The 19,582-nt window shown below is 69.7% G+C and carries 15 protein-coding genes; 8 read left to right on the top strand and 7 right to left on the bottom strand.

Annotation, left to right across the window (positions count from 1 at the left end):
- Positions 1-12 precede the first annotated feature (12 nt).
- Positions 13-1,284, top strand: coding sequence for a type VII secretion-associated serine protease mycosin (gene mycP / locus E4N63_RS08495; RefSeq protein WP_125623803.1), 1,272 nt, complete (start codon positions 13-15; stop codon positions 1,282-1,284).
- A gap of 270 nt (positions 1,285-1,554) precedes the next feature.
- The gene (locus E4N63_RS08490; RefSeq protein ID WP_125623802.1) at positions 1,555-1,989 is read left to right on the top strand and encodes a hypothetical protein; all 435 of its coding nucleotides are present in this window, start codon (positions 1,555-1,557) and stop codon (positions 1,987-1,989) included.
- A 1,689-nt stretch (positions 1,990-3,678) separates the two neighbouring features.
- Here E4N63_RS08490 and E4N63_RS08485 read toward each other — a convergent pair.
- Positions 3,679-3,846 (bottom strand): hypothetical protein, encoded by a 168-nt coding sequence (locus E4N63_RS08485; RefSeq protein ID WP_230240351.1) that lies wholly within the window; start codon positions 3,844-3,846, stop codon positions 3,679-3,681.
- An 89-nt stretch (positions 3,847-3,935) separates the two neighbouring features.
- Here E4N63_RS08485 and E4N63_RS08480 point away from each other — a divergent pair, with 89 nt between their 5' ends.
- The 3 genes from E4N63_RS08480 to E4N63_RS08470 all read left to right on the top strand — a co-directional run bounded on the left by E4N63_RS08480 (position 3,936) and on the right by E4N63_RS08470 (position 5,976).
- Positions 3,936-5,150 (top strand): S8 family serine peptidase, encoded by a 1,215-nt coding sequence (locus E4N63_RS08480; protein WP_308188666.1) that lies wholly within the window; start codon positions 3,936-3,938, stop codon positions 5,148-5,150.
- Between the two features lie 99 nt (positions 5,151-5,249).
- Complete coding sequence (locus E4N63_RS08475) at positions 5,250-5,612, top strand: WXG100 family type VII secretion target (RefSeq protein ID WP_019709771.1); 363 nt, start codon at positions 5,250-5,252, stop codon at positions 5,610-5,612.
- 64 nt (positions 5,613-5,676) lie between these two features.
- Positions 5,677-5,976, top strand: coding sequence for a WXG100 family type VII secretion target (locus E4N63_RS08470; RefSeq protein WP_125623799.1), 300 nt, complete (start codon positions 5,677-5,679; stop codon positions 5,974-5,976).
- Positions 5,977-6,114: 138 nt separating this feature from the next.
- Here the strand turns inward: E4N63_RS08470 and E4N63_RS08465 are convergent, their stop codons facing one another.
- The 6 genes from E4N63_RS08465 to eccCa all read right to left on the bottom strand — a co-directional run bounded on the left by E4N63_RS08465 (position 6,115) and on the right by eccCa (position 14,784).
- Positions 6,115-6,693 carry a hypothetical protein gene (locus E4N63_RS08465; RefSeq protein WP_230240349.1) on the bottom strand — a complete coding sequence of 193 codons (579 nt, stop codon included), beginning with the start codon at positions 6,691-6,693 and terminating at the stop codon, positions 6,115-6,117.
- Between the two features lie 82 nt (positions 6,694-6,775).
- Positions 6,776-7,342 carry a hypothetical protein gene (locus E4N63_RS08460; RefSeq protein ID WP_230240348.1) on the bottom strand — a complete coding sequence of 189 codons (567 nt, stop codon included), beginning with the start codon at positions 7,340-7,342 and terminating at the stop codon, positions 6,776-6,778.
- 43 nt (positions 7,343-7,385) lie between these two features.
- Entirely contained in the window at positions 7,386-9,644 is a 2,259-nt protein-coding gene (locus E4N63_RS08455; protein ID WP_230240347.1) for a DUF6571 family protein, read from the bottom strand.
- Positions 9,645-9,656: 12 nt separating this feature from the next.
- Positions 9,657-10,148 carry a hypothetical protein gene (locus E4N63_RS08450; RefSeq protein WP_230240346.1) on the bottom strand — a complete coding sequence of 164 codons (492 nt, stop codon included), beginning with the start codon at positions 10,146-10,148 and terminating at the stop codon, positions 9,657-9,659.
- Positions 10,149-10,231: 83 nt separating this feature from the next.
- A complete protein-coding gene (locus E4N63_RS08445; RefSeq protein WP_125623795.1) occupies positions 10,232-10,813 on the bottom strand; it encodes a hypothetical protein in 582 nt (193 codons plus the stop codon).
- On the bottom strand, positions 10,813-14,784 hold the full coding sequence (gene eccCa / locus E4N63_RS08440; protein WP_230240345.1) for a type VII secretion protein EccCa: 3,972 nt from the start codon (positions 14,782-14,784) through the stop codon (positions 10,813-10,815). Before eccCa ends, E4N63_RS08445 begins: the two co-directional genes overlap by 1 nt.
- A 247-nt stretch (positions 14,785-15,031) precedes the next feature.
- On the opposite strand from eccCa, the gene eccD reads away from it, so the two are divergent.
- The 3 genes from eccD to E4N63_RS08425 all read left to right on the top strand — a co-directional run bounded on the left by eccD (position 15,032) and on the right by E4N63_RS08425 (position 19,578).
- Positions 15,032-16,531: a type VII secretion integral membrane protein EccD gene (gene eccD / locus E4N63_RS08435; RefSeq protein WP_230240344.1), complete on the top strand. Its 1,500-nt coding sequence runs from the start codon at positions 15,032-15,034 to the stop codon at positions 16,529-16,531.
- Between the two features lie 165 nt (positions 16,532-16,696).
- Positions 16,697-16,984 carry a 30S ribosomal protein S15 gene (rpsO, locus tag E4N63_RS08430; RefSeq protein WP_019709763.1) on the top strand — a complete coding sequence of 96 codons (288 nt, stop codon included), beginning with the start codon at positions 16,697-16,699 and terminating at the stop codon, positions 16,982-16,984.
- A 353-nt stretch (positions 16,985-17,337) separates the two neighbouring features.
- On the top strand, positions 17,338-19,578 hold the full coding sequence (locus tag E4N63_RS08425) for a polyribonucleotide nucleotidyltransferase (RefSeq protein ID WP_125623792.1): 2,241 nt from the start codon (positions 17,338-17,340) through the stop codon (positions 19,576-19,578).
- The last annotated feature ends 4 nt before the right edge of the window (positions 19,579-19,582 follow it).

The raw sequence follows: 19,582 nt of genomic DNA, 5'->3' as shown, positions 1-19,582 counted from the left end.
GCCGGCGGACACATGACCCTCATCCACCGTCTGTCCCTCGCGCACCGCCGCCCGCTCACCGCCGCGGCCGCGATCGCGCTCACGTTCACCCTCGCCGGTCTGTCCGCGACACCCGCTGCGGCCGACACACCGGGCCAGTGCACCTTCCCCGGAAAGCCGTACGAGGGCCGCCCCTGGGCGCTCCAGCGGGTCCTGCTCGACGAGCTGTGGAAGCAGTCGACGGGCGAAGGGGTCCGGGTCGCCGTGATCGACACCGGCGTCGACGCCCGCCACCCCCAGCTCCGGGACGCCGTGGACGCCGGAAGCGGCAGGAACCTCCTGCCGAAGGACCTCGAGGACGAGAACGGCAACAAGCTCGAACGGGGCAAGGAGAACGGCACCACCGACACGGTCGGCCACGGCACCAAGGTCGCAGGGATCATCGCCGCCCGCCCGGCGAAGGGCACCGGCTTCGTCGGCCTGGCGCCCGACGCGACGATCATCCCCATCCAGCAGAACGACGCCGAGGGACACGGCACCGCCGCCACCCTGGCCGCGGCCATCGCCCACGCGGTGGCGGAGAAGGCCGACGTGATCAACATCTCCCAGGACACGGCCGACGCCGTGGAGCCGGACCCCGCGCTCAAGCAGGCCATCGACGCGGCGCTGGCCCGGGACGTCGTGGTCGTGGCGTCGGCGGGCAACGACGGCCTCGGCGGCGACGACAAGAAGACGTACCCCGCCTCCTACCCGGGCGTCCTGGCCGTCGCCTCGTCCGACCGCAACAACGAACGGGCCCCGTTCTCCCAGTCGGGCGACTTCGTCGGCATAGCGGCCCCCGGCGTCGACATGATCTCCACCGTCCCCGGCGGCGGCCACTGCGCCGACAACGGCACCAGCTTCTCCGCCCCCTACGTCGCCGCGATCGCAGCGCTCGTCAAGGGCAAGCACCCGGACTGGGAGCAGGAGGAGATCATCGCCCAGCTCCAGCAGACGGCCGAGCGCTCCGTCGCCGGCCGCGACCGGCTGGTGGGCTGGGGCGTCGTCGACCCGGTACGCGCCCTCACCGAGGACGACGCACCGGTCCGGGAGCCACGCGCCCGCGAGGGCCTGACGAGGGCCGAGGCGCCCACACCGGCCGAACTGCACCTGGGCGAGACCCCGGAGGAGCGCAACGTGCGGCTGGCGACCTATGTCCTCGTGGGCGGCGGCGTGCTGGTCGCGTCGATCAGCGGCGGCGCGGTGGCCCTGCGGGACTGGCGGCGGCGGGCGGGAAACCGGGCCGCGTCCGGGGCGGAGGACTGACGGCACCCTGCGGGCGACCCGCGGCCGTGACGTACCGTCAATCTGTTCGCACGGGCGGGGTCTAGGGTTGTTCCCGCGCGAGACACCGGAGGAGTACCGGGACCGAAAGAGACTTGGGACTGTCACACCCAGTGGCTACGGTTGGCTGACCGCAGTCGGCTGAAGGCCGGACACCACTGAAGGCCGGACACCACGGCCCGTTGTGACGGCTGCAGTGAAAACGGGGAGGATGAGCACTCGTGCTCGGAGCGGTGAACGGCGGGGGCAGCGGTGGCGACTGACCTCGAGCTGGGCGTGGATGCCCTCAAGAAATTCCGGTCCCGGGTCGACGGCTTGCTGACGGAGCTGGAGAGCGGGGACGGGGGCAGCTCCAAGGTGGCGCTGGAGCGGGTCACCCGCGCCTCCTTCAGCGGCACGAGCCTGCCGTTCGCCGAGGCGGACGGCTTCTACCTGCAGTACAACCGCGTCCACAAGGCGCTGGTCGAGCTCTCCAAGTCTCTCGGCGACCAGATCGAGATGCTGAGCATCGCGGTCCATGCCGCGGACATCGGCTTCGACAACGTTGAGGACGACATGCGGCGCCGGTTCCACGACATCAGGGTGCGCCTGGAGGCGGCGGCGAAGGCGGAAGCGGAGCGGGACGAGGCGGCACCTCCGGAGCAGCCCCGTCAGGACATCACGCGCGGTACCACGGGGTTGGGGTGATCGCTGATGAGCGCTGAAGACGAGAAGCCCGAGCTGACCCCCGAGGAGCAGCAGAAGGCGGACGCGGCAGAGATCAGGACCGAGTTCGGCGCCGCCGACATGATGGAGCGGATGCCGGACTTCTTCCGGGGAGCCTTCGGCCTCGGCCCCGGCAAGAGTGTCTTCGGCAGGACGGACTTCGAAGGCGCGCGGCTCAATCCGATGCTCGACCTTCTGGAGAGTGCGAATCCCTCCGACTTGGAGGACGCCGGAAGATCCCTCTTGAACGCCACGAAAGCGCTCAACGATGCGGCGGACGATCTCAACAAGTTCGTCACCAAGACCGAGTGGAAGGGCGAAGCGGCCACCGAGTTCCAGCGGTACGGACAGGAACTGGTCAAGTACGCCTGGGAACTGGGTACCTTCGCCAACGCGGTCGGCACCCAGATGAAGGTGGCGAGCACGGGCCTTTCCTCCGTGCGCAGCGCCCGCCCGCCGCGCGACGGCCGGATCGTGCAGAAGAAGCCCGAGGACTTCTCCGCCCCGGAGCGCACGCAGGACAACCCGGAGTACCAGAAGGCCCTCCAGGTGGAGAAGGACCGTCAAGAGGCCATCAACCAGATGAACCGCCTGGCGTCCTTCTACGCGGTCTCGGAGGAGAGACTGGCCTCCCAGGAGCCCCCGAAGCCACCGGGCGCGCTGAACGCGCCGGTGCCGGCGCCGTCGCTCGGACAGTCCGAAGTCGGCTCAGGCCCGGCTTCCGCGAACGCAGGGACTTCGGACCCCTCCCAGCCGCGAGCGGGCATCCGGGAGCCGGAAGCCACCGGGGCGGCAGGCCCGTCTAGCGCGGGGATCGGTCTCGACGGACGGCCTCCGGTCCCGAGCCCCTCGATGGAGATCGACAGCGTCCAGACACCTCCGGTGCCCACCGCACCCGGAGGTCCCGCGCCGACGGCTCCTGCCCCCGGCACGGCCGGTGACCACCAAGCGCCCTCCATGGGGCCGAACTTCGGCACTCCCGCACGCAACCCCGGCCCATCCCGCACGGTGAGTACACCGGGGTCTCCACGGTCCGGAGGTCCTGCGGGACCTCGTACGACCGGGCGGCCCGGACCCGTCGGAGGACCGCCCTCCACGCCGCCCGGACGTGCGGCCGGAACGCCTGGGCGGCCCGGTATGCCCGGCGCCCCCACCACGGGCCAGGCCGCGGGGCGCCCTGGCCCCATGGGCCGCCCGGGACCGATGGGGACTCCGGCGAATACCACGGGACGTACGCCCGCGACCAGTGCCCGGGGCCAGGCTCCGTGGGGCGGGCGGCCGGGCATGCCCGGGCAGACTTCGGCCGGACGTCCCGGAGGCACCACACAGGACCGGACGTCCGCGGCCGGGCGCCCGGGACCGACAGGCCGGTCCCCGGCAGGAGGCCCCGGCTCCCCGGCTGGTCCTCGTGTCGGCCGGGGAACCGGCATTGTGGGAGGTACGCCTCAGTCCGGTCCTGTCGGCCCCGCCAGGGCGCGCGCCCCACGGGGAACAGTCGTTGGCGGAGCGGCGGACACCACAAGGCGTGCTTCCGGTGCGCGGCCCCACCAGCAGGGAGTGATCGGGGCGAACCCGCCGAGAGGAGTCTCTCCGGCCGCCGGTCGCGGCGCTCCCTCGTCACGCGGTGTCGTCGGCGGCACGGGGGTGGGCGGCACCGGATCCCGGGCGGGCTCACAGGGCACAGCTGCCGGCGAGCGTTCCGGTCAGCGGCCCGCCGGGCAGGGCCCGTCCGGGAACGAGGACCGGCAGCGCCCCGAGCCGGAACGCCCGGATCACCTGACCGAGGACGAGTGGATGGCGCGGCGGCGTGGTGCCGTGCCACCGGTGATCGAATAACACTGGAAGGTTCGGAAGTCAGGATGACCGCAGCAATGTCGCAGGCCCGGAGGCCCGGGCTCCGACGTCCCCTCCGGCGGATCCTCTCCACCGTGACCGGGGTGGGGCTCCTCGGGACCGCCATCATCGGCACGGCTCCTTCGGCTGCAGCCGCCGATGTGCAGTCGAAGCAGTGGTACCTGAAGGCCATGCACGCCGACGAGATCTGGAAGACGGCTACTGGGAAAGGCATCAAGGTCGCTGTCATTGACACCGGAGTCAACCCCTCCACAGCATCGCTCAAGGGACAAGTGGAGAAGGGCCGCGACCTGACCGGCGCGGAGGGGGAGGCCACTGATGACTACGAGGGCCATGGCACCACCATGGCCGAGTTGATCGCCGGCAGAGGGCGAGGAGGGCTGCGCGGTCTTGCGCCGGACGCCAAGATCATTCCTTTCCGCGTCGTTGAAATCGAATTCGAGAAGAGGAAGGGGACCAGCAAAGTCAATGGCTGGAGCGTCCGGGATGCCATTAGGGCAGCGGCGGAGAGTGATGCGGACATCATCAATCTGTCGTTCGGACTTGACGTCCCCGTCCTGGAGGACGAAGAAGCGGTTGAGTACGCGCTGAAGAAGGGGAAACTCTTTTTCGCCGCAGCCGGCAACAACGCCAAGAAGGGGAACAAGCCGAACTACCCGGCCAGTTACCCGGCAGCTGTCAGCGTCGCCGCCATGGGTCCGGACGGTGAAGTGGCCGATTACTCTCAGCACGGGGAGTTTGTGGATCTCGCCGCTCCGGGAGACTCCATTCCGTCCTGGTGCGACACCACCTTCACGCGTTACTGCGACGGCGACGGCGGAACCAGCGCCGCCAGCGCCCTGGCCTCCGCCTCCGCCGCCCTGATCTGGTCCGCCCATCCGGACTGGACGGCCAACCAGGTTCTCCGCGTCATGCTGGAGTCGGCAGGGCGTGGAGACGACTGGGAGAAGGGCACCGTCAGCAACTATCTCGGTCATGGGGTCGTCCGCCCCGGTGCCCATATCAACCGCGGTATCGGCAAGCCCGGTGACCCGGACATCAACCCCCTGACGAACAAGAAGACCGGCCCCGGCGCTGTGGAGGAGCAGAAGCAGTCGCCGCCGCCCGAGCACTCCGCATCACCGTCGCCGAAGGCCTCTGAGGGCAAGCCCGGAGCCGAGGCCGCCGTGGTGGGCTCCGACGAGAAGGCGGGCGGCGGGAACGCGGGCCTCATCCTCGGCGGAGTGGCCGCAGCGGCCGCGCTGGCCGGCGGCGCCCTCTTCGTACACCGCCGACGGCGCGGCGCGTGACTCCGGGCCGCGCCGGCACCCGAAACAACTGACCCTCCGCGCGCTGCCCGGAAGAGGCGGCCGCGTCCCACCGGGAACCCAACAGAGGAAGAAGGACATATGACGGTCCAGAAGGTCGGCGATCAGGATCTCAAGCTCTTCCAGGATGAGATCACCACGCAGTTCGAAAGCATCAAGGGCGAGGTGAAGAAGCTCCAGGGGACCATCGACGGACTCGAGGGCCGCTGGAAGGGCGTCGGCGCCGGCGCCTTCGACCTCAAGCAGAACGAGATCAACCAGGCCATGGTCCGCATCTCGCGCCTGCTGCTCAACTTCCAGGAAGCGATCCAGGTCACCCGCACCACCGCGGGCAACACCGAGGACGAGGTCCAGGCGGCCCTCCGCGGGGTCGACGTGACCGCCGGCTTCTCCGGCGACGCCGCGGCGGAGAAGCAAGCCGTCTCGAACATCGCCAAGTACTGAGAAGGGCCGCGCACTTGCGCGCCCCTTCCCCGCCCCACCGACACCCACGCCACCAGGAGCATCCATGGCCAACAACAACGGCGACATCATGCTCGTCACGTACTCCTCGCTCGACGAAGCAGCCAAGAGCATCGACATCAGTGCGCGGCGGCTGGACGAGTCCCTGGAAGCCCTCCAGAAGAAGATCCGGGCCGTCTCGAACACCTTCGAGGGCGAGGCCAAGACCGCGGCCGACGGGGCCCACGCGAAGTGGGACAAGGAGACGCGGGTCATCCAGCAGGCCCTGAAGAGCATCGCCAAGGCCGTCCGCGAGGCGGGCCCGACCTACCAGGCCGGCGACAAGAAGGCCGCCAGCCACTTCTAAGCACCGGCCCGGCGGCAGAGCGGCCGCACAGCAGAAGAACGGCGGGATGGACGCGCACGGGAGGCGCCCACCCCGCCGTTCTTGTGTTCTGCCGCCCACCGTCTGCCCCGACAAGGACAGGAAACCCGAACCGCCTGGTCAGCTCGACAGCTCGGACGGAAGGTCGCACCCTGCCTTCTCATGGGAGTAACGGGCCGCACCGACGGCGAGATCGGCCAGACCCTTGCGAACTCCGGAGTCGTCCTCTCGGGCGGCCTGCTTCCGGTCGACGACGAGACTGAGGCTGTACGAGCCCCCTGGAACAGTCCCAGGCTCGGTGCAGGGCACCAGAACAGCGGCTCCGCCGGCCGAGGTCACGCCCTTCGATCCCGCCGCGAAACTCTCGCCCTCATCCGAGCCGCTGGCGCCAAGGGCCTCGGCCTCCCAGCCCTCCGGCGTGCTTCCCGGGGGGCCGACAAGGATCATCTCGGTTCTGACGCTGAGCAGAACACCGTCATCTCCCGAGACGAAGCAGTCGGCGGTGTAATCGGAATCCCCCTGGGCAACGCTTCCGCCGCCCACGGTGTCATCAAATGAGTAATCGGGAGATTCGGGGAGAAGCCGCTCCAACGCACGCGCGGTCTCCGCCGGGTCACCGAGCGACGCACAGACGCTCTCCACGCCGATGTCGCCGCGCTTCTCGAACGGCGGGACCTCGAGGAGCGCAGCGCCCCCCAAGGCGACTGCCAGCAGTGCCGCAAGGAGGACGACCGCTTCCCCGGTGCGAGTGGACGACCTTGCGGATCCCGGGCAAGCACGGTCAGTTGTTTCGTACGCACTTGTCCGAGAATGCCACTTCCTGTGCGTATGCCTCGGCGAGTTTTTTCATTGCATCCTCGTTAGGATTGCCGGACTCCGGGATTTGCAGAACTATGAAGAGTTCACTCTTGCTGCGTTGTGGCTCACGGCATGACACCTTCCAGGCCGCTCCTCTGGAGGAATAGACGTGTCTGCCGTCCTCCGAGACGTGGTCTGGCTCCACATGAGCATGCGCCGACGCGACCTTCTGAGGTGTTGCCCTACTCGCCTCGTCCCACCATTCCTGGCTGGCTACCATTGCCGACTCGCCATCCACACGGACAGTGCAGCGTTCGGTGCCGTCAACTGGGGTGGAAGGCACGACACTGATGGTTGAACCTGGAGGCAGGAAAGGAGACAGGAGCTCTGACCCGAGGGACACACCGCAGAGAGAGGCTGGAGTTTTGTAGGCGCGCTCAGCCTCGCCGGAACAACCGGTGAGCCCGAGGGCGAGGGTGGCCGTTACCAATGTGGCAATCCACCAGCTCCGTTCGTTCAGCCGACTGTTCGTCAGGGGATGCTGTTCCACGTTGCGCCTGCCTTGGGAGTGATGTACGTACAACAAAGGCCAATCAAATGTCAGTTGTGAGATCCGGGCACATGGCCTTGGCGTTGGTGCCTGCTGCGAGGAAGCCGTCGCGGGAGCCCACACGCGCCCAGGCGTGCGCGTCAGGCAGATCCAGGCCGTGTGCCTTGACGGCGTCCGCCACCGCCTTTTGGGAATATGCCGTGTTGCGGTCGATACCATTTTCCCAGTGTCTGCCCATCTCTTGACCGGCACTGCTTTTTGCGTCGCCCTCTGCGTCCTTGAAGACCAGTTCAAGGACTGCACCGCTCACCGTGCTTGCCGCGCCACCCGCTACGGCGCCGGCTACAGGGGAAGCGACGAAAGTCGTACCAATGCCAATTCCGATGCCGATGCCACCCGAGATGGCGCCCTTTGCCTGTGTCATGGCGTGCGCGTAGTCATTGTCGGACTGATCGGCTGGGCCGGCCACGGCCTCTTGGCGTCCGATGGCGAGGGCTCCTGAGATCTCTCCTGAAGCATGCGCGATCTCTTCCACGGTGAACTGCCGGCTCGAAACGTAGCGGTCGTCCTCCGGAAGGTCAGGATTGAGATGGTAGTCCAGTAGATTTCCCATATAGCTTTTCACGCCTGTTTCAACCGCGGCGTAGGCCTCGGGATCCTGGCCCAGTGTCACCAGGAAGCGCGTAACATGCCTGTGGGTCAAATCTGCCGCCGAGCCGGTCACCGGGAACAGTCGATCGGTCTCTTTGGATGGGTCATCAGTCATCGCTCGATTAATGTCCGGCAGATACTCGGACGCAATCTGCCCCAGGCTGTCGGACATGTATCCGTGCTTGGTCAGACGCTCTGGGTCTTGAGAGACAGACTTGACGATTTCGCCCATGAGCTTGGCCTGGGCGTCGTTGTGCGCCGGTGTGTCGATCGTGGGCATCTCGCCTGCGGGGTGGCCCGTGGTCGCGGCCTCCAAAGCCATGGCCAAGTTGTTGCGCCCGGAGATACTCTCTTCACCTTTGTTGTCCCGCTCCGGCGGCCAGTCACGTTCCTGGAAGAGATACTCGAAATTTGAGAGTTCGTCCTTCACCTCCTTTCCTTCCTTGTTTTCTGTCATGAAGTCGTGGTCCTCGTCCTTCGTCACGAACGTGCCATTGAAGAAGTCGGTGGCCGCGCCGGGACTGTTCGCCAGGGCCTTCATGAAGCCGGTCATGGGGTCGGAACCGGAGTCGGTACCGGTGCGGTTGAGGTACGGGTCCATCCCCATGTGGGCCCAACCGGTTGGCGTGTGACGACCGTTGCCACTCATCTTCTTCTCGGTCTTGATGAGCTCTGTTCCGTAGTCCGTCAGGAACCGGTCGTCGTAGTTCCCCCAGCGCATGAGATTGCTCATGACCTGGAAGCCCAGCGTATAGCCGTTCTTGCTCACGGGCTGGCTGCCGAGGTCCGTCATCTCGCGCTTCCACGTGGCCATCTCGACGGTGTCCGCCTGGGTCGCCGTGGCGAGGGTCAGGCCGAGATGCTTCTGCAGGTCGTCCAGTTGGTCGTGCCGCTCCTGGCCGACTTCCCGGCCCCGGTGCGGGTCATTGATCCCGGCCCAGAACTCCAGGGTCCCCTTGGCGCCGAGCGTCGAGGCGAAATGTTCGGCGAAGATCTCGTCGCCCGAGTGCTTGGTGAGGCCGGCGACGAGGGCGTCGAACTCCGCGGTGCTCCGGTCCTCGGGACTCTTCTTGGCCAGTGCGGCCAGTTGCTCGGCCGTCTTGACGGCTACGGCGGCCGCGTCGCGGTCCTTGTACTCGGCCCCGGAGAATCCGTAATCGGTGAGATCGACCAGGGCCTTGAGAGCGGTGGCCGCGGAGGTGTCGATCTCGGTTGCCTTGTCGAGGATGCGCTGGAGGTCGTCCCGCAGGGCGTCGACAGCCGTCTGGCCGCCCGCCGCCTTGTTCTCGGGGTCTTCCACCGTGAAACCGCTGCCCTTTGCTTGGACGAGGAGGTGGTTGTCCCGGCCCCGGGCGATCGCGTTCAGCAGTTCGCTCTGCTGGTGCTTCAGTTCGTTACGGGTGTCCCGGATGATGTCCCGGATCGACGTCGCCTGCGTGTGCGCGTCCTCGAACTCGCCGGCGGTCTTGCCGATGAACTCCCGTGAGACGGTGGCGTTGTAACCGGACCAGTCGGCCTTGTTGGCCTTGCCGCGCAGTCCCTCACGCGCGTCCTTCTCCAGCGTCACGAGTTTGCCGACGACGCCGTTCCAGGACTTCACTGCGCTGTCCAGCTTGCTGAAGTTGGCCGAATGAAGGGCCTCGAAATCCACGAGCCGTTCCCCCTAGTCCTTCTCGTCCTGCTCGCCGTACACCTTGTTGTGCTCACCGGGGGGTGCGTACGACTCGTCGAAGCCCTGGTCGAGGGTGTGGATGCTGCTCACGTGCCGCTGGATCCGGGTGTCGTCCTCGGTGTGCACCTTGTTGGAGAACTCCATGTGGTTCGAAATGAGGGCACACGCGTCCATGAGGGAGCCGAGCTGCTTGTCCCAGCGTGTGGAGACGTGTTTCAGCGCTGCGCCGAGCGCGAAACCCTGCCGGTCGAGATCGGGCCCTGCGGGGTCGGCGTCCTGAGGGCGGGCTTCGTCCCACAGCCGCTTGTAGAGCTGGAACGCCTCATCGCCGATCTGAGCGAGATCCGTCTGGCCCGCTTTCAGGTCGCCGGGAGCCGTACCGGTGTTCGGCCGGTCCTCATCCGGCAACCGGTTCAACTGCATCTGCGCCGACTGCCGTTGGGCCGCCGAGGCCTTCAACTGCTCCCACTCGTCCCACGCCATCCGCGGGTGCTCCTTCCCCCGTGTTTCTTACTGACGGACCGCCAGACCAGCGCGGCCGAGAACTGGTTCAACCTACGGACGGCCTACTCGTCCTCGCAAGGACTGTCCACAACGTCGGTCTGCACGCGATAGGTGAGATTGTCGATGGCGTGATCCATTTCGGACTGGCCCGGATCCGGCGTCGCCCTGACCGTCAGGCATATGCCGTCGATCTCGTAGCGCTCCACGTCCTCGCCGTCCCCTTCGGCGTCGGTCGCGGAGACGAGATGCGCGACCGGGTCGTCGCCGGGGCCCTTGAGCCGGGGGTCGATGAAGAAGCCCCAGGACCCCTCGCCCACCGGCATCTTGTACTGTCCGCCGTCCTTGCCGGTCTCCAGGTTCAGCGCCGCGTTCTCGACTCGTTCGAGGACCTCCGCGTGGTCCGGACCGGTCTTGAAGACCCCCGCCAGACGCAGCAGTTCCACGCACTGCCACACCAGGACCAGCCCCAGAACTCCCAGCAGCACCCGGCGCCACATGAACGACGCCGCCGACGGCTCGTGGGCCTCGGGGTGCTCGAAGTGCCGGGCCCGGAAGCGCCACCACAGCTTCCGCGGGTCGACGAAGAGGGCGAAGGCGAGGAACGCCACCGCGAAGGCACCGGTGAAGACGGCGGCGCCGATCATCAGCACACCTCCGTCGGCAGCAGACCCGTCTGCACCAGGGGATTGCCGCGCTGGCGTGAGACGAAGAAGCCCCGGCCCGGCGGCATCGGGCGCATCCGGACGCCGCCGAGCACGTCTCCCTCCTGCGGGTCACCGGAGAGCAGCACGCCCTGCGCGCCGAGTTCCATCATCCGCTGCATGAAGGACTCGTAGGCGGCCCGGCTCGCGCCGGCCGAGCTGCGGGCGATGATGAAGCGCACCCCCACGTCCCGTGCGAAGGGCAGCATCTCCGTGAGCTGCGCGAGGGGGTTGCCGCTGGACGTGGAGACCAGGTCGTAGTCGTCGACGATCACGTACACCGAGGGGCCGCTCCACCAGCTGCGGTCGCGGAGCTGCCGGGCGGTGACGTCGGCCGGCGGGGTGCGGCGCTTCATCAGGTCGGCCAGCGCCTCCACATGGTGGTCCATGTTGTTGGACATCGGCACGTAGTCGGCCAGGTGCGTGGCCGGGGTGACGTCCAGCAGCGCGCGGCGGTTGTCGACGACGAGGAGCTTGCAGGAGTCGCCGTCGTAGCGCTCGGTGAGCTGCTTGATGAGCAGCCGCAGCAGGTTGGACTTGCCGGACTCGCTCTCGCCGAAAACCAGGAAGAACGGGTCGCGTTCGAAGTCGACGAAGACCGGTTCCAGGTTGTTCTCGTCGATGGCGAAGGCGACCCCGCGCTGCGGGTGCGCCGAGCCCGCCGGGAGGTTCTCCGCCGGCAGGTCGCGGGGGAGCAGCCTGACCTCGGGGGCTCCCGGGGCGGTCCAGTGGCGGCCGACCTCCTGGGTCATCGCGGCCGTGGCCTCGGAGAGGTCGCTGTCGGAGTTGATGGAGTCGATCCGCGGCACCGCGGCCATGAAATGCAGTTTCTCGGGGGTGAGACCGCGGCCCGGGACGCCGGTGGGCACGTTGGCGGCCGCCTTGCGGTCCAGCTCGGAGTCCATCGTGTCACCCAGCCGCAGTTCAAGCCGGTTCATCAGATGGTCCTTGAGGTGGGCGCGGACCTCCATCGAGCGCGAGGCGGTGAGGACGAGGTGGACACCGTAGCCGAGCCCGCGGGCCGCGATGTCGAGGACTCCGTGCTCCAGGCCCTCGTAGTCGCTGCGGAAGTTGCCCCAGCCGTCGATGACCAGGAACACGTCGCCCCACGGCTGGTCCTCCGGGGAGATGTCGCCGCGGGCCCGCAGGCGGCGGTACGTGGCGATGGAGTCGATGCCCGCGCCGCGGAAGTACTCCTCGCGCCGCGCCAGGATCCCGTACACCTCGGCGACCGTCCGCCGCACCCGCTCGGGATCCAGACGTGAGGCGACCCCGCCCACATGGGGCAGGCCGGCGATCGAGGACAGGCCGCCGCCGCCGAAGTCGAGTGCGTAGAACTGCACCTCCTGCGGCGTGTGGGTCAGCGCGAAGCCCGCGATGAGCGTGCGCAGCAGCGTCGACTTGCCCGACTGCGGGCCACCGATGATCTGCATGTGGCCGGCGGCGCCGGAGAAGTCCCGGTAGAGCGTGTCGCGGCGCTGCTCGTACGGCTTGTCGACCACGCCGACGGGGACGACGAGCCTGCCGCCCTCGTACCCGGGCCGGGTCAGCCCGCGGCCCGGGACGCCCGCGAGCCCCGGCAGGAGCTCGTCCAGCGGCGGCGGGTTGTCCAGCGGCGGCAGCCACACCTGGTGGGCCTCCGCGCCGCGCCCCTCCAGCCGGCGGACGATCACGTCGAGCACGGTGTCGGCCAGCGCGTCGTCCTCCGGGCGGCGCTGGTCGGGTACCCGGGGCCGGGCGGCGGGTTCGGCGTAGCGGACGGGCACCGGGGCGGCGGTGAACGCGACCGGCCTGCGGTCCACGCGAAGGGATCCTCCGGGCGCGGCGGCCCGGTGCGAGGGGGCGCGGTGGACACCGGAGACGTAGGCCGCCTTGAACCGCACCATCTCGTCCGTCCCGAACTTGAGGTAGCCGGAACCGGGGACGTTGGGCAGCTGGTAGGCGTCCGGCACGCCGAGCGCGGCGCGCGATTCGGCCGCGGAGAAGGTGCGCAGGCCGATCCGGTACGACAGGTAGGTCTCCAGACCGCGCAGCCGGCCCTCCTCCAGCCGCTGCGAGGCGAGCAGCAGATGGACGCCCAGGGAGCGGCCGATCCGGCCGATCTGCACGAACATCTCGATGAAGTCCGGCATGGCGCTGAGGAGTTCGCTGAACTCGTCGATGACGAGCACCAGCGAGGGGATGGGCTGCAGCGGGGCCCCGGCGGCGCGCGCCTTCTCGTAGTCGTGGATGTTGGCGTAGTTGCCGGCGTCGCGCAGCATCTCCTGCCGGCGGTTGAGCTCGCCGCGGATGGAGTCGCCCATCCGGTCGACGAGCGTCAGGTCGTCCGCGAGGTTCGTGATCACGGCGGCGACGTGCGGCATGCGGGACATCCCGGCGAAGGTGGCGCCGCCCTTGAAGTCCGCGAGGACAAAGTTGAGGGTCTCCGAGGAGTGCGTGACGGCCAGGCCCAGGACCAGCGTGCGCAGCAGCTCCGACTTGCCGGAGCCGGTGGCGCCGACGCACAGGCCGTGCGGGCCCATGCCCTCCTGCGCCGCCTCCTTGAGGTCCAGCATCACGGGTGCGCCGTCCTCGCCGACGCCGATCGGCACCCGGAGCCGCTCGGACTGCGACCGCGTCCGCCAGGTCCGGGCGACGTCGACGGAGGCGGCGTCGCCCAGGTTCAGCAGATCGGTGAATTCCAGGTTGGCGAGCAGGGGTTCCGCGTCGTCCCCGCCCGTGGCGACGCGGAGCGGGGCGAGCTGGCGGGCGAGGGCCTCCGCCGCCTCCGGGCTCATCGCGTCGGGCTCCCCGTCGTACACCTGGCCGTGCCCCGACTCGAGCCGGAGGGAGTCCGGGTGCACCACGACGGACAGGCCGCCGCGCGGGCCGCCGGTCTCCCCGGGCACGACCTCGATCAGCGTCACGCCCTGCAGGCCCTCGGCCGCGGCGAAGGGCGACACCGGCGGTACCGACCGGCCGTCGAGGACGACGACGATGTGGGGCCGGTCCAGCAGGGGGTGCGCGGCACCCTGGAAGCGGGGCCTGCCCTCCAGCCGCGGGGCCAGCAGGTCGTGCAGTTCGTGCGCGTCGGTGGTGATGAGCCGCCGGCTCCCCGCGCCGTCCCCGGGCCCCGGTGCCTGGACGTGCGGGAGCCACTTCGTCCACTCCCAGTGCCGCGCCTCCTCGGGGCCGGCGGCGACGGCGATCACGAGATCCTCGGGCGAGTGGAGCGAGGCGAGGGAGGCCACCATCGCGCGCGTCGCGGACCGCGCGGACTCCGGCTCGCCGCTGACGGTCAGCTGGTAGAAGGCGCGCAGGGAGACGGCGATCGGGAGACCGTCGAGCGTGGAGTGCGTCGCCAGGAACCGCCGCATCGCGTCCGCGGTGAGTGGCTCCAGGTCGTCCACGGGCGCCGTCTCCGGGCGGACGAGGGGGGTGGCGAGCTGCTGGCTGCCCAGGCCGACGCGCACCTGCCCGAAGTCCTCGTCGCTGATCCGGCGTTCCCACACCCGGCCGCCCTCGGCGACCAGCGCCCACAACTGCTCCGGCGAGGGGTGCAGGTAGAACTGCCCGGCACGCTGGAGCCGCGCCGTCCGGAGCACCGCGCGCCGGGTCTGCGTCAGGTACTTGAGGTAGTCGCGCCGCAGGTCCGCCAGCTGCCCCTGGGTGCCGCGCCGGTAGCGGACCAGCATCGCGATCGCCATGGCGACCGTCGACGCGATCATCACCATGCCCATGATCCGCATGATCGGATTGGGCGTCATGAAGAAGAACACCACCGAGCCGCCCATGCCCAGCATGGGCAGCAACTGCATGAGGGCGCCCTCCTGCTGGCCTCTCGGCAGTTCGGGGGGCGGCTGCAGCCGCAGTTCCTCGTCGGGCACCTCGGGGGGCAGGGCCCGTGGCGGGCGCTTGACGACGATCTGGCTCACTGCTCACCAATTCCCTTGCCGGACGGACACATCGCGTTCGGCACCCCCGCGGTGACGGGACCCTCCGCGCGGAGCGATCCTACTGGCGCACAGAGTGACGGACGGGCGGTAGGGTGGCGCGGCGTCCCGCTGCCCGGCCACGAACCGCCCGTGACGGCCAGGCCGTTCGGGACGCGCCGCCACGGCCCGCGCTCCGCGGCCGCGGAGCGCGGCCACCAGCAAGGACGAGGGGAAGCAGCAGGTGAGTATGACGGCCCCAGCCGCGGCCACCGGAGCCGGGCACCCGCCCTCCGCGACCCCGCCCGGCGGCGGAACCGGCTTCTGCCGGGTCACGGTCGTCGCGCCGGACGGCCGCGTCGACGTCGCACTGCCGGACGACATCCCCGTCGCCGACCTCTGCCCCGAGATCCTCCGCCTCTCCGGGCAGAGCGCCGAGGCGGGGGCCCCGGTGGGATACCACCTGGTGCGCCGCAACGGGACCGTGCTGGACGGCGCGCGGTCCCTCGCCGCGCAGCGCATCCTCGACGGCGAACTGCTCGCCCTGCGTCCCTTCGCCGAGTCCCTGCCCCCGGCGGTCTTCGACGACGTGTCGGACGCCGTCGCCTCCGCCGTCGCCCGGGACCGCACGCTGTGGACGGACGACCTGATGCGGGGCGCCGGCCTCTTCGGCGGCTCGGTGCTGCTGGTGCTGCTCGCCTTCGTGCTGTGGACGGCCGGCCCGCGCCACGACACCCACGGCCTCCCCGGCATCCTCGCCGCCGTCGCCGGCGTCCTGCTCCTCGCCTTCGCGGGCGTCCGCGCACGGGTGTACGACGACCGGGGCTCGGCGGTGGCGCTGGGCGTCGGCGCCCTGGCGAACGCCGCGGTGGCCGGTGCGGGCCTGCTGCCCCCGGCCGCGGGCCAGGGCGTCGGCAAGCTGCAGTTCCTCCTCGCCTGCGCCGCCGTTCTCGTCCTCGCGGTGATCCTGACGGCGGTCGCCCCCAGCGGCGACAGCCCGTTCGTCGCCTTCGTCCTCGCCTCCGCCACCGGACTGCTGGTGACCTTCACCGCGATCGCGGCCGGTATGACGGCGAGCGAGACCGCCGCCGTCTGCGCCCCGCTCTCCGTGGGCGCGCTCGCCTTCCTTCCCGGGCTCTCCACGCGCTTCGCCCGGCTCCCCATCGGCTTCGAGCCGCCGCGCACCACCCGGGGCGACTACGGGGCGGACCCGGACCCCCAGGGGCCGGTGGACGCCGAGCGCGTCGCCGCCCGGGCGCGACGCGGCCACGAGCTGCTGGTCGGCCTGGTCGGCGGCTGCGCCCTGGTGGCCGTGGGCTCGGCCGCCGTGCTCGGCTTCTCGGGCCAGGTCTGGGGCCAGCTGCTCGCGCTGGCGACGGGCGCCGCCATGCTGATGCGCGCCCACCTCTTCCGCTACACCTCGCAGGTCGGCTGCGCCCTCGCCGCCGGCCTCGGGGCGCTGGTGCTGCTCGGGCTCGGGCTCGCGCTCAATCCGCCCGCGGCGCTGGTCCGGGACGCCCTGCGGGGCGACGGCGCGGCGCTGGACCTCCGCACGGTCTGGCTCGCCGCCGCGATCGCCGCGGTCGCCGCGGTGGTCGTCGCCCTGGGGCTGATCGTGCCCCGGAAGGGCGTGGCCCCGTTCTGGGGCCGGTTCCTGGAGATCGCCGAGGCCTTCGTCCTGCTGACCCTGATCCCGCTCTGTCTCGCGGTCTTCGACGTCTACCACTCCCTCCGGGCGCTGACCTCCTGAGCGGTGCTGGTACGCTGTGTGACGGCCGTTTGTGTACGCACCCCCGGAGCCCGCGGGCTCTGGGCGCAGCGCTCATCGGACCCCCGCCTCCGAGTCACGGAAGCCCCCCTGAGACCAAGACCAGGGGCACTCGTGGGCGCATCGAACACCACAGAGGAGTACCGCGTGTCGCTCGACGCCGCTACGAAGAAGCAGATCATGGCCGAGTTCGCGACCAAGGAGGGTGACACCGGTTCCCCCGAGGTCCAGGTCGCGATGCTCACCCGCCGCATCTCGGACCTCACCGAGCACCTCAAGACCCACAAGCACGACCACCACTCCCGCCGTGGTCTGCTGCTCCTGGTCGGCCAGCGCCGCCGGCTGCTGCAGTACCTGGCGAAGAAGGACATCCAGCGCTTCCGCGCGCTCGTGGAGCGCCTGGGCATCCGCCGCGGCGCGGCGGGCGCGAAGTAAGACGCCGTGAAGGGAGCGGCTCCCACGCTGGGGGCCGCTCCCTTCGCCGTATGCGCCGTCCGTGCGCCTGTGCGCCGCGCAGCGCCGGACACCGGCCGGACCGCTCCGTCGTGTGACGGAAGCGGAAGCTTTGTAGTCTGGTCGGAACAAGAGAACAACGTATGAGGGGGAGCACCATCCCACCGCAGCACCGCGCCACAGGCGCCGGTCCTCGGTAGTGGCCGTCGGAGGCAGCCGTCTCCGGAGGCTTCGATCGAAGACCGGCCCGGCCCGCGGGGCGAACGGCAGGGACGCTCCGCCGCCATCGTCCCCCGCCACACGGGCAGGGGGACGCAGACGAGGAGATTTTCCTGGTGGAGAACGAGACCCACTACGCCGAGGCCGTCATCGACAACGGTTCCTTCGGCACCCGCACCATCCGTTTCGAGACGGGCCGTCTGGCCCGTCAGGCCGCCGGCTCCGCCGTGGCCTACCTGGACGACGACACCATGGTGCTGTCGGCCACCACCGCGTCCAAGAACCCCAAGGAACAGCTCGACTTCTTCCCGCTGACGGTCGACGTCGAGGAGCGGATGTACGCCGCCGGGCGCATCCCCGGCTCGTTCTTCCGCCGGGAGGGCCGCCCCTCCGAGGACGCCATCCTCACCTGCCGCCTGATCGACCGGCCGCTGCGCCCCTCCTTCAAGAAGGGCCTGCGCAACGAGATCCAGATCGTCGAGACGATCATGGCGCTCAACCCCGACCACCTCTACGACGTGGTCGCGATCAACGCCGCCTCCTGCTCCACGCAGCTCGCGGGCCTGCCCTTCTCCGGCCCGATCGGCGGCACCCGCGTCGCCCTGATCAACGGCCAGTGGGTGGCCTTCCCCACCCACTCCGAGCTGGAGGACGCCGTCTTCGACATGGTCGTCGCGGGCCGTGTCCTGGAGGACGGCGACGTCGCGATCATGATGGTCGAGGCCGAGGCCACCACCAAGACCGTAGAGCTGGTCAAGGGCGGCGCCGAGGCGCCCACCGAGGAGGTCGTCGCCGCCGGTCTGGAGGCCGCGAAGCCCTTCATCAAGGCGCTCTGCAAGGCGCAGGCCGACCTCGCCGCGAAGGCCGCCAAGCCGGTCGGCGAGTTCCCGCTCTACCTGGAGTTCCAGGACGACGTCCTGGAGGCGCTGACCCACGCGGTCCGCGACGAGCTCGCCCAGGCGCTCACCATCCCCGGCAAGCAGGCCCGCGAGGCCGAGCTGGACCGGGTCAAGGCGCTGGCCGCCGAGAAGCTGCTGCCGCAGTTCGAGGGGCGCGAGAAGGAGATCTCGGGCGCCTACCGTGCGCTGACCAAGTCCCTGGTGCGCGAGCGCGTCATCAAGGACAAGGTCCGCATCGACGGCCGCGGTGTCACGGACATCCGCACCCTCGCCGCCGAGGTCGAGGCGATTCCGCGGGTGCACGGCTCGGCGCTGTTCGAGCGCGGTGAGACCCAGATCCTGGGCGTCACCACCCTCAACATGCTCCGCATGGAGCAGATGCTGGACACGCTCGCGCCCGAGACGCGCAAGCGCTACATGCACAACTACAACTTCCCGCCGTTCTCCGTCGGGGAGACGGGCCGCGTCGGTTCGCCGAAGCGCCGCGAGATCGGCCACGGCGCGCTCGCCGAGCGGGCGATCCTCCCGGTCCTCCCGAGCCGCGAGGAGTTCCCGTACGCCATCCGGCAGGTCTCCGAGGCGCTGGGCTCCAACGGCTCGACGTCCATGGGCTCGGTCTGCGCCTCCACCATGTCACTGATGAACGCCGGTGTGCCGCTCAAGGCGCCGGTCGCGGGCATCGCGATGGGCCTGATCTCCCAGGAGGTCGACGGCGAGACGCACTACGTCACCCTCACCGACATCCTCGGTGCGGAGGACGCCTACGGCGACATGGACTTCAAGGTCGCCGGCACCCGGCAGTTCATCACCGCCCTCCAGCTCGACACCAAGCTGGACGGCATCCCGGCCTCCGTGCTGGCCGCGGCGCTCAAGCAGGCCCGCGACGCCCGTCTGCACATCCTGGACGTGATGAACGAGGCCATCGACGTCCCGGACGAGATGTCCCCGAACGCCCCGCGGATCATCACCGTCAAGATCCCGGTGGACAAGATCGGTGAGGTCATCGGCCCCAAGGGCAAGATGATCAACCAGATCCAGGAGGACACCGGCGCCGACATCACCATCGAGGACGACGGCACCATCTACATCGGTGCCGCCGTCGGCTCCGCCGCCGAGGCCGCCCGCGCGGTCATCAACGGCATCGCCAACCCGACGATGCCGGAGGTCGGCGAGCGCTACCTGGGCACGGTCGTCAAGACCACCACCTTCGGTGCCTTCGTCTCGCTGATGCCGGGCAAGGACGGCCTGCTGCACATCTCGCAGATCCGCAAGCTCGCCGGCGGCAAGCGCGTGGAGAACGTCGAGGACGTGCTCAAGGTCGGCGCGAAGGTCCAGGTCGAGATCGCCGAGATCGACCAGCGCGGCAAGCTCTCGCTGATCCCCGTCATGGACGAGGAGGGCGGCGAGGCCGCCCAGCCCGAGGCCCAGCCGCAGACGAAGGACGAAGCCGCCAAGTGACCAC

The organism is Streptomyces sp. MNU89 (assembly GCF_020982505.1).
Taxonomy (GTDB): domain Bacteria; phylum Actinomycetota; class Actinomycetes; order Streptomycetales; family Streptomycetaceae; genus Streptomyces; species Streptomyces xinghaiensis.
The sequence above is the reverse complement of the archived record's forward strand: the minus strand, read 5'-3'. Positions and strand labels throughout refer to the sequence as shown.